Genomic DNA, 15,352 nt, shown 5'->3' with positions numbered 1-15,352 from the left:
TTTTGAATATCTTAGTGCCTGCAACAAGTGCAAATTTGGGTCCTGGTTTCGATGCTTTGGGGCTTAGTTTGAGGCTTTTTAATAGCGTGAAAATCGAGCCAGCAAAATTTAGCTCAGTGTCTATAAACGGCGAAGGCAGCGGAAGTGTAAATTTAAAGAGAAATAATATATTCTTAAGTATTTTTAATGAAATTTTTTTTGAGCTAACTGGTAAAAATGAAAATTTTAGAGTCGTTTTTGAAAATAATATCCCATTTTCAAGGGGACTTGGTAGTAGCTCCGCTGTGATCGTTGGAGCCATTGCTTCAGCGTACGAAATGGCTGGCTTTAAGGCAAACAAAGAGACAGTTTTAAATAAAGCTATCATCTATGAAACCCATCCTGATAATATCTCGCCAGCAGTTCACGGTGGATTTGTCAGCGCGATCGTAAAAAATGGCAATGTTTACGCAAATAAAATAAATTTAAGCGATGAGATAAAGGCAGTAGTTGTTATCCCAAATAAACCAATGAGTACATCCTCGTCAAGACAAATTTTACCAAAGAACTATACGATGAAAGAGTGTGTGAATAACTTATCTCATGCCGCTTTTTTAACGTCTTGTTTTTATGAAAAAAAGTATGATCTCTTAAAAATAGCAAGCAAAGATTTGATGCACGAAGAGCGTAGAATGCACGCTTTAGAAGAGCTTTTTGAAGTTAGAAAAGTAGCTTATAAAAATGGCGCTTTAATGAGCACGCTTTCAGGCTCAGGTTCAAGTTTTTTAAATATCGCTTACAAAGATGACGCTAAAAATTTACAAGATATTTTAAAGAGTAAATTTAGTGATTTTAGGGTTGAGGTTTTTTCATTTGATAACGATGGATACGAAATTACGCAAAGCTAAAAACAAGTTTAAAAAGATATAATGAACAAAAATAATCCTGTAAGGACATGTGTCGCTTGTAAAATTAAAATTTCTCAGAGCTTGCTAAAAAGATACCGCTTGGTAGGTAAGAATTTAGAGCATGGCAAAGGAAATGGTCGTAGCTTTTATCTGTGCGACAAATGTATGCAAAAAGATATAAAAATTTTAAAAAAAATAATTGATAAACAAACTAAAGGTGCTTTTATTTGTGATGCACCGAAGTTAAAGGAGATACTCTTAAATGAGCAATGTTAGGATTTCAGAGATCGCAAACGAGCTTGGCTATCCAAGTAAAGAGATAGTAGAAAAAGCTCAAGAGTTAGGATTAAAAGTCAAAACTCACTCAAATGCAGTTAGCCTTGAAGAGGCCGAAGCTATATATGAATATGTTCAAACTGGCGTGATACCAGATAAATTTAAAAAGAAAAAGAGTGAACCTAAACCAAAAAAAGAGTCTAAAAAAGAAGTAGAAAAAGAGTCAGTAAAAAAAGAAGAAAAGCAAAAGAGTGAACCTAAAAAAGCTACTACTAAAACTGAGTCAAAGTCGGTAAAAGCTGAGCCTAAGAAAGAGGCACAAATTTTAGAAGAAAAACAAAAAATTGAGCCTAAAAAAGAAGAAATCAAAGTAGAGCAAAAACAAGTCGAAGCTCCAAGACCAAAAGAGAGCTTGGCCGATGTGACTCAAAAAAGACGTGGCCTTGTGATAGTAAAAAAGAAAAAAGACTATGAAGCGCCAATTGCTACAAAAGAAGAGAAAAAGCCTGAACCAAGCATAGCTAATATAAGCGATTTTAAAAGTATGTTTTCAGCAAGTGATGAAAATTTAGCTAAGAAAAAGAAAAAAGATAAAAAAGTAGTTGTTGCAAGCAAAAAGGATAGCGCCCAGAAGATGGATCTGCTTGGCGGAAGTGATTTTGGTGACATTGTACTAGAAGATGAAGATGTAGTTGTTCTTCCTGATTTTAGCTTTAAAACCCCAGCACCAGCACCTGTACAAAAGACAAAACAGCCAAATGTTATGAGAACTACAGTCAACAATACGATAAATTCATTTGGCGAAGGCGGCATTCAAAGAAGAGCTAGAAAAAAACACAAAAAGCCTGAAAATAAACAAAACAATGAAGCTGTGACATCTATAAATATTCCAAAAGAAATTCGTGTTTATGAATTTGCTGAAAAGCTAAACAAACAGCCAAGCGAGATTATTGGTAAGCTTTTCATGCTTGGCATGATGACAACAAAAAATGACTTTTTGGATGAAGATGCGATCGAAATTTTGGCTGATGAGTTTAATGTAGAGGTTAATATCATCGACGATCAAAAAGAATTTGACTACGTAGCAGCCTATGAAGAAGAGATAAAAGACGATGAAAATCTCCAGCCAAGAGCACCAGTCATAACCATCATGGGTCACGTTGATCATGGTAAAACTTCATTGCTTGATTACATAAGAAAATCACGCGTAGCAGCAGGAGAGGCTGGTGGTATCACTCAGCATGTCGGTGCTTACATGGTAAACAAAAACGGCAAAAATATCACATTTATCGATACTCCAGGTCACGAAGCGTTTACTGCTATGCGTGCAAGGGGTGCTGGCGTAACTGATATAGTTATCATCGTTGTTGCGGCAGATGACGGCGTAAAACCACAAACAAAAGAGGCGGTTAGCCACGCAAAAGCCGCTGGCGTACCGATAATCATCGCTATAAATAAAATGGATAAAGAGTCGGCAAATCCTGACCTAGTAAAGACTGGTCTTGCCGAGCTTGATATCATGCCAACAGAGTGGGGCGGAAAGTACGAATTTGTGCCAATCTCTGCAAAAACAGGCATGGGTATAGATGATCTACTTGAGATCGTACTTTTACAAGCTGACCTTTTAGAACTAAAAGCAAATCCAAAGGCAAATGCAAAAGCAACTGTCATCGAGAGCTCACTTCAAAAAGGCCGTGGTCCAGTAGCTACTATTATCGTTGAAAATGGCACGCTTAATGTTGGAGATACTGTCGTAGCTGGTGTTGCATATGGAAAGATAAGAAGCTTGCTTGATGACCAAGGTAAGCCTTTACAAGATATAAAACCAGGTGAATGTGGTGTGATAGTAGGTCTAAGCGAGATAGCAGAGGCTGGCGAGACGCTAATAGGTGTAAAAACAGATAAAGAGGCTCGTGAATACGCGCAGAAAAAGGCTGAATATATCCGCCAAAAAGAGCTTAGTAAGAGTACAAAAGTTAGTATTGACGAGCTTAGTGCTAAGATTGCTGAGGGTGAGTTAAAGACGCTTCCAGTCATCATCAAAGCTGACGTTGGTGGTTCACTTGAGGCACTAAAAGCAAGCCTAGAAAAATTAGCAAATGATGAGATCAGAGTAAATGTCATCCACTCAGGTGTTGGTGGCATCACACAGAGCGACGTGGCACTTGCTAGTGCGAGTGAGGACTGCGTAATTCTTGGCTTTAACATAAGGCCAACTGGCGAGATAAAAGAAAAAGCAAAAGAGAGCGGTGTCGAGATAAAGACTTATAATGTTATTTATAATTTAATCGACGATGTGAAGGCGATTTTGGGTGGATTAATGTCGCCGATCATCAGAGAAGAGCAGCTTGGTCAAGCTCAGGTTCGCCAAGTGATCCATGTACCAAAAGTTGGTGCTATTGCTGGATGTATCGTCACTGAGGGCACAATAAACAGAGGTGCAAAAATTCGCCTCATTAGAGAAGGTGTGGTTGTTTATGAGGGCTCAGTAAGTTCGCTCAAACGCTTCAAAGATGATGTCAAAGAGGTTGCTAAAGGCTACGAGTGTGGCGTTGGTATAGAGAATTTCAACGACATTAGAGAAAATGACTATATCGAAAGCTTCAAAGAAGTTAAGGAGAAAGCTACTCTATGAACGCTAACGAAATAAAGCGTATGAGAACAGAGAGCGTGCTAAAAGAGCTCATACCAGAGGCTCTAGCCACTCTTGAAGATAGTATTTTAAAGGGGCTTTGCGTCACTGACGTCGAGTGCAAAAAGGGCAGATACGACGCCTTTGTTTATCTTGACAAAATGGCATTTGATGATCGTGAACAAGAGTATATTTTGGGGCATTTAAAGCGAGTTTGTAGGCATTTGCAAAATCACTGTATGGCGGCTGAGGGCTGGTATAGATGCCCAAATTTTCACTTTAAATTTGACGATAGATTAGAGTATCAAAACCATATGGATAAGTTATTTGATAAAATTTCAAAGGATTTAAACAAAAATGGATAATTTAGACAAACTAGTGCGCGAATGCGGCGTAGAGCTTTACGACAGCGAGATCACAAATGAAAATGGCAGGGCTATTTTTAGAGTTTACATCACAAAAAATGGCGGAATTAGCCTAGATGACTGCGAAAAAGTAAGCCGTATGCTCTCACCTATTTTTGACGTGACACCACCAATTAGTGGGGATTATAACCTAGAGGTTAGCTCGCCTGGGCTTGAAAGAAAACTTAGTAAGCCGTCTCATTTTAAAGCGAGTGTTGGTGAGCTTGTGAAAGTTCAAACCGAGGCTGATAAATTCAGAGGAAGACTCGTAAAAGCGGATGAAGAGAACATTGCAGTTGAAAACGAAGAGGGAATTTTTGAGGTCAATATCAGTGAGATAAAAAAAGCAAAAACATATTTGGAGTGGTAAAATGCTAAGCGACATTGAGATAACTCACCAAACAAAGCTAGAACACATCAGTAAAGTTGCCGCAAGATTAGGCTTAAGCGAAGACGAGCTCGAGCTTTACGGAAAATTTAAGGCTAAAATTTCCCCTAGACTTGAGTCATCAAACTCAAAGCTCATCTTGGTTACCGCTACTAACCCAACCCCATACGGTGAGGGCAAAACGACTATGTCGATCGGTCTAGCCGACGCACTAAATTCACTTAATAAAAAGGTTTGCCTAGCACTTCGTGAGCCATCTCTTGGGCCAGTTTTTGGTATAAAGGGTGGAGCAGCAGGTGGCGGCTACTCGCAGCTTGCGCCGATGGAGGATCTAAATTTACACTTCACTGGCGATTTTCATGCTATAACATCGGCAAATAACCTTATTTCAGCGATGATAGATAATAGCCTCTATCAAGAAAACCCGCTAAAAATCGAGAAAATTTTATGGAAGCGCTGTATGGATATGAACGACCGCGCGCTTAGATTTATCACTGTGGGTCAGGGTGGCAGAACGGACGGCGTGCCAAGAGAAGATGGCTTTAATATTACCGCCGCAAGCGAGATCATGGCTGTACTTTGTCTAGCAACAAGCTTATCAGATCTAAAAGAGCGCGTGGCAAACATCATGGTCGCCTATGATAGCGACAAAAAGCCTATCTACGTGCGTGATCTAGGCTGCGAAGACGCTGTTTGTATACTCTTAAAAGATGCGATCAAGCCAAATTTATTTCAAACACTAGAGCACACACCTACACTCGTGCATGGTGGTCCATTTGCAAACATCGCACACGGCTGCAACTCTGTCATCGCAACAAAAACGGCTCTAAATTTAGCTGACTACGTCATAACAGAAGCTGGCTTTGGCTCGGAGCTTGGCGCGGAGAAATTTTTAGATATAAAATGCAGGGTTGCTGATATTAGGCCAAGCGCTGTAGTGCTTGTAAGTACGATCAGATCGCTAAAATATAATGGCGAAGCAAACAAAGACGAGATCACAAAACCAGATATGAACGCTCTTAAAAAAGGTATCGAAAACCTTGACGGGCATATCGAAAATTTAAAAGGTAAATTTGGTCAAAACGTAGTTGTGGCGCTTAACAAATTTGGCTTTGACACAGATGAAGAGATAAATTTTGTAAAAGAGTACTGCCGTGAGCTTGGTGTAGAAGTGGCAGTTTGTGAGAATTTCTTAAAAGGTGGTAAAGGTGCGCTTGAGCTTGCCGATCTAGTTTTAAAAGCGTGCGATAAGCCAAGCAAGATAAATTTCACATACGAGATGAGTGACGATACGAAAACTAAAATAGAAAAGGTTGCTAAGGAAATTTATGGAGCTGGCGAGGTAGTCTTTGAAGAGGCCGCTCTTAAAAAGCTTGAGATGATAAAAGAGCTAAATTTGAGCCATTTGCCAGTTTGTATCGCAAAAACACAGTACTCATTTAGCGACGATGCGAAACTTTTGGGTAGAGCAAAGGGTTTTACTTTTAGTGTAAAAGACCTTGACATTAGAACGGGGGCTGGCTTTATCGTCGCAGTTTGCGGTAAGATCATGCTAATGCCAGGACTTCCAAAAGTGCCAGCTGCTGTTAATATGAAGATAGATGCAGACGGCAAGATCGACGGTTTATCGTAAATTTAGAAAATATGAAATTTGTAAAAATACTCTTTTTAATAGTTTTAAGTATTTTCTTCGTTGGATGCGGAGGAAGATATAAATATAATGTTGAGCCAACGCCGATACAAAAAGGCGTGGCTAAATACATTATTAGCGATTTTAACCTAACATTGACAAACCAGCCAACTAGATACGAGCATAACACTAACTATAAAAATGAAAACGAACTTCGTGATGAGTTTGTGGAATTTATAAACAAACATCTAAAAGAGCAGGGTATTTTAGGGGATGAAAATAGCTTTAAGATAAAAATACAAATGGACTATGAAAGATGGTTTAACTGGGGTAGCAAGGCGTTAAACAAGCCACACTTTCGCTATAGCGTGAAAATTTATGATAACGCTGATAGGCTTTTGGTCTCTTACGCTATACCACTTTCTACAACGAAATATAGCTATTTTAAAGAGATCGCGGTTTTGGCAGAGATTGCTGCTTTTAGGTGGGACGCAGAGGATGAGCCGACCGATATTGACTTGATCTCAAAAACTCTTGTTGATGAGATAAAAGATATAGGAAAATAAATATAGTCTGCTAAGATGAACGACGAATTTTATATGGATCTTGCTTTAAGCGAGGCTTGGAAATTTCAGATCCTGACCTACCCAAATCCAGCCGTTGGATGCCTTACCCTTGATGAAAATGGTCAAATTTTATCTTGCAAGGCTCATGAAAAGGCTGGATATTTACACGCTGAACCGACAGCGATACTTTTTGCACTTTGCAAAAAAAGTGAAAAATTTAAAGAAGATTTTATAAAAGCATATAACGATAAATTTAACTCTAATATAAAAGAGGACGAATTTGGCCTTTTGGAGCCAAAATTTACCTACGAATTTATACTAAATAACCACTCAAATTTACTAAAAAATGCAAAAGCTTACGTTACGCTAGAGCCTTGCTCGCATCATGGTAAAACGCCACCTTGTGCAAATTTGCTAAAAGAACTTGGCTTTATTGAGGTGATAATAGGCAGCTACGATGAAAATAAAATCGCAAGCGGTGGTGGTAATTTGCTTAAAAGCGCTGGTATAAAAGTTAAATTTGGCGTTTTAAAAGAGCGCTGCGATAAGCTACTTGAACCATTTTTGGCATATCAAAATGGTGGCTTTAGCTTTTTAAAAATCGCAATTAGTAAAAATGGCGTAGCAAGTGGTGGCATCATCACAAATGAGCTTAGCCGCACGCACGTCCATAAACTAAGAAGCATCATAGATACACTAGTGATCGGCGGCAACACAGTGCGAGTTGATCGCCCAAAGCTTGATACCAGGCTAGTAAGTGGTGGCAAAAATCCAGATGTCTTAATCTACTCAAGAAGTGATAAATTTGATGAAACATCGCCACTTTTTAGCGTACCAGATCGCAAAGTTAGCATTCAAAAAGAGCTTAGTTTAAAAGGACTTAGTATGTTTGAAGGCGCTGGTGAGTTTTTAAAACTTGCAAAAGATGGCAAGTTAGCAAACGTGAAATGGCTGCTTATCTATCAAAGCTCAAATTTTAAGGATGGTAAAAACTTGAGCTTTGATCTAAATTTAAAGCCACTATTTAGTGGGAATTTTGGAGACGACAGCTACACTTGGTATGAAATTTTGGATTAAATATCTAAGCCAAAATAGTGCTTAACTAAAAAGCCAATACCAAATGAAATGATCGCAACACCAAAAGTTATCACACACATCTCAATCACTCTTGGCAAAAATTTAAGCTCTTTTGCCACGCTTATGTAAAAGTTGTAAGTGATGATGGCAACTAGCGCAAAGAAAAACATCGACAAAACAGCGTAAAGACTGCTTGAAAAAATAAAAAATGGAAGTATCAAAAACGCCGTTGTTATGATGTATGAACCGCCTGTGTAGAGCGAATAGGTAAGCGGTTTGATCTCGTCACTTGGATTTTCTTTTGACTCAAGATATGCTGAGCCAGCCATGGAAAGTGCAGCTGCAATGCCCATGATAAGGCCCGTTGCACCAACTGATTTTGTATTTGAAAAAGCTAGAGCGATGCCACTTAGTGTGCCAGTTAGCTCAACTAATGCGTCATTCATACCAAGAACAATGCCACCAGCATTGACTAATTTTGTATCTTTTAGCATAGAGATTAAATTATTTTCGTGATTTACTTCTTCATCATAAATATCTTTAGCTTCAGGATACTCATCAACGATACCAAGATAAAATTGCTCTGCGTCTTCTTCACGTGACTCCATAAATTTTAAAGTAAAAGATGTACCAAAAATTTTAACAAGTATCGTATAGAAGATGACTTTGAATAAATTTGCAGTTCTGCTCTCACCTGTTATTTTTTGGCAAAAAGCATAATGTCGTTTTTCCTCAGTGATTAATTTACGAAGTATTTTTTTATTTTCTTCATTTTTTTCACTAGCTTCGAGTAACGTATAGATAGCGGTATCATCTGCTTCATTTTGTAGCTGTTTTAAAGCACGCTTTTTATCTAGCATAAATTCCCCTTTTTAAATTTTGTAAGATTTTGGATTTTGAAGTGCAAGATTAGATGGTGCGATCAGCGAGACTCGAACTCGCACACCTAGCGGCACTACCCCCTCAAGATAGCGTGTCTACCAATTCCACCATGATCGCAAAAAAGAACAAAAGCCCCAAAGAGGGGGCTAAATTTAAGCTCTACGCTTAGCCAAGCATTGGGTTTGCGTAAAGAACGATAAGCGTAATAACAAGTGCGTAGATAACTTGTGCTTCGATCATCGCAAGAGCGATAAACATTGTAGTCATAAGTTTGCTACCAACACCTGGGTTTCTAGCTGTTCCGCTGATAGTCGCAGCAGCTGTGTTACCCATACCAATAGCGCCACCAAGAGCTGCAAGGCCAAGGCCAATACCACCAGCGATAACTGAATATGATCTGATCATCTCGCCATCAGCGCCAAATGCGAATGCAGCAAGACCAAGAATTAAAAACACGATCTTTTTCATCGTTGCTCCTTTAAAATTTTAAAGCTCTTTCGGATCTGTCCCCTACTTAAACTTTATGAGCCGTAATATTACAAAAACAAAACTTTGTTTCAAATAAAAACACTAAAAATTTAAATTGCCCATAAAAAATTCTTGGCTTAGAAAAATAAAAGTTTTTTTATGTTATCTTTGAAAAAATTAATTTATTCTTAATCTCAGGCAATCAATGATAAATGAAAAATTTTCAAAAATAGGCTTTGTCCTTGCGATGGCTGGTTCTGCTGTGGGTCTTGGCAATGCCTGGAAATTTCCTACAATGGTGGGAAACAACGGCGGCTCAGCATTTATAATTTTATATTTGCTCCTTACATTTGCTATCGCATTTGTGGCGTTTTTGGCGGAGCTTAGTATAGGAAAGCTCGGTGAAAGCGACGTCGTAAGCTCTATTTATAAACTTGCTCCAAAGCATAAAAAAGCGTGGTCACTCTCTGGCTTTTTCATGATTGGTGCGATTTTGATAGCTTCATTTTATATGGTAGTTATTGGCTGGATTTTAAAGTATATCTATCTTAGTTTTTCGCCGCTTTTGGCTGATACTAAAGAAGCAGCCCAGCAGTTTAATACACTTTTAGCAAATGACTTAACTAGTAGTGTACTTTGCTTTAGCATAGTTTTTTTAATGGTATTTTTTGCCGTTTCAAAAGGCGTAAAAAGTGGCATAGAAAAGCTAAATATATGGATGATGCCAAGCCTTTTTGTTTTGCTGGTTTGCATGCTTTTTTACGCGCTTAGCATGGGTGATGGCTTTGTGAAAGCGGCTAAATTTTTATTTGTACCAAATTTTAGTGCGATCACGCCAGATGTGATTTTACAAGCTCTTGGACTTGCGTTTTTTTCGCTATCTATGGGCGTTGGCGTCATACCAACATATGCTGCAAATTTACCAGAGCGTACAAATTTAATAAAATCAACACTTTCTATCATTTTTATAAATATATTAATAGGCATTATGATGGGGCTTGTGGTCTTTACATTTATATTTGCTTATGGAGCTGATAGCACGGCAAGTGGCCCGGGTCTTATCTTTATCTCGCTTGTCACGCTTTTTGCAAAGCTTGGCGTCGTTGGCAACGTCATGGCGGTTGCATTTTTTATATCGCTTTTGTTTGCAGGTATCACGAGTGCGGTTTCGATGATCGAGCCCTTTGCTTATTATTTGGTTAGAAAATTTGAAATTTCACGCAAGGCAGCACTTCTTTATATAGGCGCTTTTGTCTATGTTTTGGGAATTTTTTGTATATTTTCATACTATTCTGATACGGCCAGCACATTTAGTATATTTGGCAAGCCAGTATTTGACGCGCTCGACTTTCTTACATCAAATATTATGATGCCAATAGGTGCCATAATTTTTAGTTTTTTTGTTGGCTATAAACTTAAAAAAGAGAGCCTATATCTACTCTTTGGCGAATTTATGGGAAAAGTATTTTTTGAAATTTGGTACTTCACTCTAAGATATATCGTGCCAATTGCAATTTGCGCCATCATGATCTATCAAATAGCAGGTAAATGATGGATAGATTTAGTAAAGTTGGTTTTGTTCTTTCCATCATTGGAGCGGCTATTGGTCTTGGCAATGCATGGAAATTTCCATATATGGTCGGTAGTAACGGCGGTTCAGCATTTATTCTTATATATCTATTTTTTGCTTTTGTTGTTGGACTTAGTATATTTTTTGCTGAGATGGCAATGGGCAAAATTTCACGTCTTGATACGGTTGGAGCGTTTAAAAGCCTAGCTACAAAAGGTGAAAATTCTTGGAAATTTGCTGGTGTTGTGATGGTGACAGGGTTATTCATCGCATCTTTTTATACGCTCATTATCGGCTGGGTTTTAAAATACGTTATCTTAAGTCTTGGTGAGCTTCCAAAAGATATGGCAAGCTCAGAAGCGCTTTTTGTAAATTTTACTTCAAAGGGCATAGAGGAGCAAATTTTATATTTTAGCATCGCCTTTTTTGCCTACTTTTTTATACTTACAAAAGGTATAAAAAGTGGAATAGAGCGTATAAATGTATATCTTATTCCGGCACTTTTTATTTTACTTTTGCTTATGCTTGGCTACTCTTTTGGCATGAATGGATTTGATGAGGCGGCTAAATTTTTACTAGTACCTGATTTTTCAAAGATAGATCAAGGCGCTATCTTAAATGCTCTTGGGTTAGCTTTTTTTACGATGTGTATTGGCATTGGCTGCATTTTAACTTACTCATCAAGTCTAGGCAATGATACAAATTTATTTACTTCATCGCTTTATGTAGTCTTTGCAAATATAATTATTAGCGTAATTATAGGGCTTATAGTTTTTACATTCACCTATGAATTTGGCTCAGAGCCATCAAAGGGCGCAGGGTTAGCATTTATCTCGCTTCCAACGCTTTTTGCAAAGCTTGGTTTGCTTGGAAATTTCTTGGCTTTTGCATTTTTTACATCTTTATTTTTTGCTGGTATAACATCGGTTATTTCACTAGTTGAACCATTTATATTTTTCTTAAATAAAAGCTTGGGATTTAGTAGAAATAGATCAATTATTATTGTCGGTGCCGTAGTTTATCTTCTGGGAATTTTATGTGCGTTAAGCGGCATTAGCGATTTTAAAGAATCACTTACATTTTTTGGTAAGAGCTTTTTTGATTTGCTTGATTATCTTAGCTCAAACATTATGCTCCCACTTGGTGGCATTATATTTGCCATTTTTGTTGGGTACTTTATGAAATTTGAGCTTTTAAAAGAGCTATTCTTGCCTTATATGGGTGAGATTGTTTTTAAAATTTGGTATTTTTTAATAAGGTTTGTAGCACCAGTTCTAGTTTTTGTGGTGCTAGTAAGGGAGATTGCATAATGGCAAAAGAACAGTTTTCTAAAATAGGTTATGTTTTAGCAGTTGCAGGGTCAGCTGTTGGACTTGGCAATGCGTGGAAATTTCCATATATGGTCGGTGAAAATGGCGGATCAGCATTTGTTATTTTATATCTTTTGATAACGTTTTTAGTTGGCATACCTATCTTTATGGCAGAGCTAAGTATTGGCAAACTTAGTGAGAGCGATAGTGTAAATGCCTTTAGAAAGTTAGCGAATAAAAATAAAAATTTATGGCAACTAGTTGGAATTTTAGCTATGGTAACCGCAGCTATAATCTCATCTTATTATATTGTTATCATCGGCTGGGTCTTTAAGTATTTCACACTATCTTTTACCGGTCTTCCAAACGATATAGAAAGTTCAAAAGTAATATTTAACGAGCTTCTTACACATGGTCTTGGCGAGCAGACACTTTATTTTGTTATAGCATTTGTAGCTTGCTTTTTTATCCTTTCAAAAGGAGTGAAAAGTGGCATTGAAAAGCTAAATGTTTGGATGATGCCAAGCCTATTTATCATGGTTTTAATCATGCTTATCTTTTCTATGACGATGAATGGCTTTACAAAATCGGCTGAGTTTTTACTTGTTCCTGACTTTAGCAAAATTTCATTTAACTCGCTCTTGCTTGCTCTTGGGCTTGCTTTTTGGACACTATCTCTTGGTATGGCAGCGATCATTACATATTCAGCTAGCTTAAGCGATGATACAAATTTAGCTACTTCTACGCTAAGTATCGTTTTTATAAACATCGTCCTAGCCATTATGATGGGTCTTGTTATCTTTACATTTATATTTGAATTTGGCGCAGAGCCGTCTCAAGGACCAGGACTTGTCTTTATCTCGCTTCCAACGCTCTTTGCTAAGCTTGGTGTGATAGGTCAAATTTTAGCTGTGGCATTTTTTGCAGCACTTATCTTTGCTGGCATTACTTCAGCTATCTCTATCGTAGAGCCGTTCGTATTTTTCTTGATCAGAGAGTATGGCATTAGCAGGATAAAAGCTCTTAGCATAGTTGGAGCCGGTGTTTTTGTTTTAGGATTTTTATGTCTTTTATCAAATATAGAAAATGTTGGCGACAAATTTATGCTCTTTGGTAAAAATTTCTTTGATTTTCTTGACTTTACCGCTTCAAATGTTCTGCTTCCAATTAGTGGTATTGGTGGAGCGATATTTGTTGGATATTTTATGAAGAGAGAAGCACTTTATGTGCTATTTAGTCCATATATGAGTGACTTTGTATTTAGTGCGTGGTATTTTTTATTAAGATATGTAGCGCCAGTTTGCGTCTTTATCATCATGATAAATAAATTGTTTTTTTAAGGGTTGTTTATGCAAAAAGTTGAGAAATTTTTTGATAAGGTCGGTGATATAGTCGGCTATATTTGCATGTTTATTATGGCTTTGATGATAATAGATGTTTTTTTTAACGTTGTGGCAAGATATTTTTTCTCTTATGGAAACGTCGCATTTCAGGAGCTTGAGTGGCATTTTTTTGCTGTAATATTTTTGCTTGGTATGAGCTATGCATTAAAAGAAGATGCGCACGTTAGAGTTGATATCTTTTATGCTAAATTTTCACCAAAAAATAAAGCTCTTGTAAATATGATAGGAACTGTTATTTTTGTAATTCCATTTGCACTTCTGGTTTCAAATTTATCATTTGAATTTGTGAGTGACGCTTATACTTCAGCTGAAGCTAGTGCGGATCCAGGCGGCCTTACTCACAGATGGATCATAAAAGCACTTATTCCTTTTTCTTTTTATCTACTTGTATTTTTTGCGATTGGCTTTTTTATAAGAAATTTTAATCTTTACAAAAAAGCTAAAAAGGGGGAATAATGGCTGGTTTGATAATGTTTATAGCTGCGCTTTTGATGCTAGGCATTGGCTTTCCAGTAGCCTTTACCTTTGGTGCGGTTTCTATGATATTTGGCATGATTGGTAGTATTGTTGAGAGTATTGGAGACGGAGATGGGCTACTTGGAAGTATCGAAGTTTTCAAAGATATGTTTAACTTCATGCCTTATAGAATTTTCTCTATCATGGAGAGTAGAATTTTTATAGCAGTTCCACTTTTTGTATTTATGGGCGTCGTGCTTCAAAAGTCAAAACTAGCTGAGAGGCTACTTGAGAGCATGGGTATGCTTTTTGGAGAAATTCGCGGAGGCATTGCTATTAGCACTATCTTGGTTGGAGCACTTCTTGCAGCTTCAACTGGTGTTGTTGGTGCAAGTGTCGTTGCAATGGGCGTTATAAGCTTACCTGTTATGTTAAAGTATAAATACGACCAAGCGCTAGGTTGTGGCACTATATGTGCTGCTGGTACGCTTGGACAGATCATTCCACCTTCTATCGTGCTGATTATTTTGGGTGATATATTTTCAGTGCCAGTTGGTGAGCTTTTTCATCAAGCCATCATCCCAGGACTTACACTTGTAGCAGTTTATATCATTTATATTTTGATTGTTGCTTATTTGAAACCAGATACCGCACCGGTAGTAAAAGATGAGAGCGGTGTTAGTAAATTTAAGCAGATCATGAGAGCACTAATCGCTATCTTTCCACCGCTTTTACTTGTTATTTGCGTATTGGGCTCTATATTTGCAGGTATCGCTACACCAACTGAAAGTTCAGCTTTTGGCTGCGTCGGAGCCATTATTTTAGCTATTTTTTATAGGACATTTTCATTTTCTATGATAAAAGAGGCATTGGCAGAAAGCGTAAAAACTACAGCTCTAGTCTTTGCCATACTTGTTGGTGCAACAGCCTTTTCTATGGTATTTAGTTACACTGGTGGCGATGAGATTGTTGAAAAATTTATGACAAATTTGCCAGGTGAGAAGTGGGGCTTTATCATTTTTAGTATGGTTGTCATCTTTGTGCTTGGCTTTTTTATCGACTTTGTTGAAATTTCATATATCGTGCTTCCTATCTTGGTACCAATAGCCGCAAAGCTTGGTATAAATCCAATTTATCTAGCAATCTTAGTTGCGATGAATTTGCAAACTTCATTCCTAACACCACCATTTGGTTTTAGCTTATTTTTCCTAAGATCAGTCGCACCAGCTGAGATAAAAACGACTGCTATTTATAAAGGTGTTGTGCCTTATATTTTTATTCAGCTTGCTGTACTTGTATTTTTTTGCGTCTTTCTAATGGAATTAAAGCCAATGCTTGATGCGAGCCACGGCGGATTATTAAACTTCTTGCTCTCACTTTTTAAATGATATAAAAGTTTTTGG

Annotated in this window: 15 protein-coding genes and 1 tRNA gene; 13 read left to right on the top strand and 3 right to left on the bottom strand. The window is 37.6% G+C overall.

Annotated features, from left to right (window positions below; genetic code table 11):
• The first annotated feature begins 2 nt into the window (after positions 1-2).
• From thrB to ribD, 8 genes are read left to right on the top strand one after another with little or no spacing between them, the layout of a single operon-like run.
• On the top strand, positions 3-887 hold the full coding sequence (thrB, locus tag CYP64_RS06290) for a homoserine kinase (RefSeq protein ID WP_103649102.1): 885 nt from the start codon (positions 3-5) through the stop codon (positions 885-887).
• A 21-nt stretch (positions 888-908) separates the two neighbouring features.
• On the top strand, positions 909-1,163 hold the full coding sequence (locus tag CYP64_RS06285; RefSeq protein WP_072594698.1) for a hypothetical protein: 255 nt from the start codon (positions 909-911) through the stop codon (positions 1,161-1,163).
• The gene (gene infB, locus CYP64_RS06280) at positions 1,150-3,798 is read left to right on the top strand and encodes a translation initiation factor IF-2 (protein WP_103649101.1); all 2,649 of its coding nucleotides are present in this window, start codon (positions 1,150-1,152) and stop codon (positions 3,796-3,798) included. The genes CYP64_RS06285 and infB overlap by 14 nt, the downstream gene beginning before the upstream one ends.
• Positions 3,795-4,160 (top strand): 30S ribosome-binding factor RbfA, encoded by a 366-nt coding sequence (gene rbfA / locus CYP64_RS06275; RefSeq protein ID WP_103649100.1) that lies wholly within the window; start codon positions 3,795-3,797, stop codon positions 4,158-4,160. Before infB ends, rbfA begins: the two co-directional genes overlap by 4 nt.
• Complete coding sequence (rimP, locus tag CYP64_RS06270; RefSeq protein WP_103649099.1) at positions 4,153-4,569, top strand: ribosome maturation factor RimP; 417 nt, start codon at positions 4,153-4,155, stop codon at positions 4,567-4,569. Before rbfA ends, rimP begins: the two co-directional genes overlap by 8 nt.
• 1 nt (position 4,570) lies before the next feature.
• A complete protein-coding gene (locus tag CYP64_RS06265) occupies positions 4,571-6,220 on the top strand; it encodes a formate--tetrahydrofolate ligase (RefSeq protein ID WP_103649098.1) in 1,650 nt (549 codons plus the stop codon).
• An 11-nt stretch (positions 6,221-6,231) separates the two neighbouring features.
• A complete protein-coding gene (locus CYP64_RS06260) occupies positions 6,232-6,783 on the top strand; it encodes a hypothetical protein (RefSeq protein ID WP_103649097.1) in 552 nt (183 codons plus the stop codon).
• Positions 6,784-6,798: 15 nt separating this feature from the next.
• Positions 6,799-7,860 (top strand): bifunctional diaminohydroxyphosphoribosylaminopyrimidine deaminase/5-amino-6-(5-phosphoribosylamino)uracil reductase RibD, encoded by a 1,062-nt coding sequence (gene ribD, locus CYP64_RS06255; protein ID WP_103649096.1) that lies wholly within the window; start codon positions 6,799-6,801, stop codon positions 7,858-7,860.
• Here the strand turns inward: ribD and CYP64_RS06250 are convergent.
• The 3 genes from CYP64_RS06250 to CYP64_RS06240 all read right to left on the bottom strand — a co-directional run bounded on the left by CYP64_RS06250 (position 7,857) and on the right by CYP64_RS06240 (position 9,210).
• Positions 7,857-8,720, bottom strand: coding sequence for a VIT1/CCC1 transporter family protein (locus CYP64_RS06250; protein WP_103649095.1), 864 nt, complete (start codon positions 8,718-8,720; stop codon positions 7,857-7,859). The genes ribD and CYP64_RS06250 overlap by 4 nt on opposite strands.
• 54 nt (positions 8,721-8,774) lie before the next feature.
• Positions 8,775-8,859, bottom strand: a tRNA-Leu gene (locus CYP64_RS06245).
• 48 nt (positions 8,860-8,907) lie between these two features.
• The gene (locus tag CYP64_RS06240; protein ID WP_004317263.1) at positions 8,908-9,210 is read right to left on the bottom strand and encodes a F0F1 ATP synthase subunit C; all 303 of its coding nucleotides are present in this window, start codon (positions 9,208-9,210) and stop codon (positions 8,908-8,910) included.
• 205 nt (positions 9,211-9,415) lie between these two features.
• On the opposite strand from CYP64_RS06240, the gene CYP64_RS06235 reads away from it, so the two are divergent.
• Genes CYP64_RS06235 through CYP64_RS06215 form a run of 5 tightly spaced genes read left to right on the top strand, consistent with a single transcriptional unit; the run spans position 9,416 to position 15,337 of the window.
• Positions 9,416-10,762 (top strand): sodium-dependent transporter, encoded by a 1,347-nt coding sequence (locus tag CYP64_RS06235; RefSeq protein WP_103649094.1) that lies wholly within the window; start codon positions 9,416-9,418, stop codon positions 10,760-10,762.
• The gene (locus tag CYP64_RS06230; RefSeq protein ID WP_103649093.1) at positions 10,759-12,090 is read left to right on the top strand and encodes a sodium-dependent transporter; all 1,332 of its coding nucleotides are present in this window, start codon (positions 10,759-10,761) and stop codon (positions 12,088-12,090) included. Before CYP64_RS06235 ends, CYP64_RS06230 begins: the two co-directional genes overlap by 4 nt.
• Positions 12,090-13,430, top strand: a complete 1,341-nt coding sequence (locus CYP64_RS06225; RefSeq protein ID WP_021090462.1) for a sodium-dependent transporter — start codon at positions 12,090-12,092, stop codon at positions 13,428-13,430. The genes CYP64_RS06230 and CYP64_RS06225 overlap by 1 nt, the downstream gene beginning before the upstream one ends.
• 9 nt (positions 13,431-13,439) lie before the next feature.
• On the top strand, positions 13,440-13,949 hold the full coding sequence (locus CYP64_RS06220; RefSeq protein ID WP_021090735.1) for a TRAP transporter small permease subunit: 510 nt from the start codon (positions 13,440-13,442) through the stop codon (positions 13,947-13,949).
• Positions 13,949-15,337: a TRAP transporter large permease gene (locus tag CYP64_RS06215; protein ID WP_054196248.1), complete on the top strand. Its 1,389-nt coding sequence runs from the start codon at positions 13,949-13,951 to the stop codon at positions 15,335-15,337. The genes CYP64_RS06220 and CYP64_RS06215 overlap by 1 nt, the downstream gene beginning before the upstream one ends.
• The last annotated feature ends 15 nt before the right edge of the window (positions 15,338-15,352 follow it).

The organism is Campylobacter concisus (assembly GCF_002913945.1).
Taxonomy (GTDB): domain Bacteria; phylum Campylobacterota; class Campylobacteria; order Campylobacterales; family Campylobacteraceae; genus Campylobacter_A; species Campylobacter_A concisus_P.
The sequence above is the reverse complement of the archived record's forward strand: the minus strand, read 5'-3'. Positions and strand labels throughout refer to the sequence as shown.

Coding starts and splice junctions, on each gene's coding strand:
- CYP64_RS06285 (WP_072594698.1), top strand. CDS start 909: ATGAACAAAAATAATCCTGTAAGGACATGTGTCGCTTGTAAAATTAAA.
- infB (WP_103649101.1), top strand. CDS start 1,150: ATGAGCAATGTTAGGATTTCAGAGATCGCAAACGAGCTTGGCTATCCA.
- rbfA (WP_103649100.1), top strand. CDS start 3,795: ATGAACGCTAACGAAATAAAGCGTATGAGAACAGAGAGCGTGCTAAAA.
- rimP (WP_103649099.1), top strand. CDS start 4,153: ATGGATAATTTAGACAAACTAGTGCGCGAATGCGGCGTAGAGCTTTAC.
- CYP64_RS06265 (WP_103649098.1), top strand. CDS start 4,571: ATGCTAAGCGACATTGAGATAACTCACCAAACAAAGCTAGAACACATC.
- CYP64_RS06260 (WP_103649097.1), top strand. CDS start 6,232: ATGAAATTTGTAAAAATACTCTTTTTAATAGTTTTAAGTATTTTCTTC.
- ribD (WP_103649096.1), top strand. CDS start 6,799: ATGAACGACGAATTTTATATGGATCTTGCTTTAAGCGAGGCTTGGAAA.
- CYP64_RS06250 (WP_103649095.1), bottom strand. CDS start 8,720: ATGCTAGATAAAAAGCGTGCTTTAAAACAGCTACAAAATGAAGCAGAT.
- CYP64_RS06240 (WP_004317263.1), bottom strand. CDS start 9,210: ATGAAAAAGATCGTGTTTTTAATTCTTGGTCTTGCTGCATTCGCATTT.
- CYP64_RS06235 (WP_103649094.1), top strand. CDS start 9,416: ATGATAAATGAAAAATTTTCAAAAATAGGCTTTGTCCTTGCGATGGCT.
- CYP64_RS06230 (WP_103649093.1), top strand. CDS start 10,759: ATGATGGATAGATTTAGTAAAGTTGGTTTTGTTCTTTCCATCATTGGA.
- CYP64_RS06225 (WP_021090462.1), top strand. CDS start 12,090: ATGGCAAAAGAACAGTTTTCTAAAATAGGTTATGTTTTAGCAGTTGCA.
- CYP64_RS06220 (WP_021090735.1), top strand. CDS start 13,440: ATGCAAAAAGTTGAGAAATTTTTTGATAAGGTCGGTGATATAGTCGGC.
- CYP64_RS06215 (WP_054196248.1), top strand. CDS start 13,949: ATGGCTGGTTTGATAATGTTTATAGCTGCGCTTTTGATGCTAGGCATT.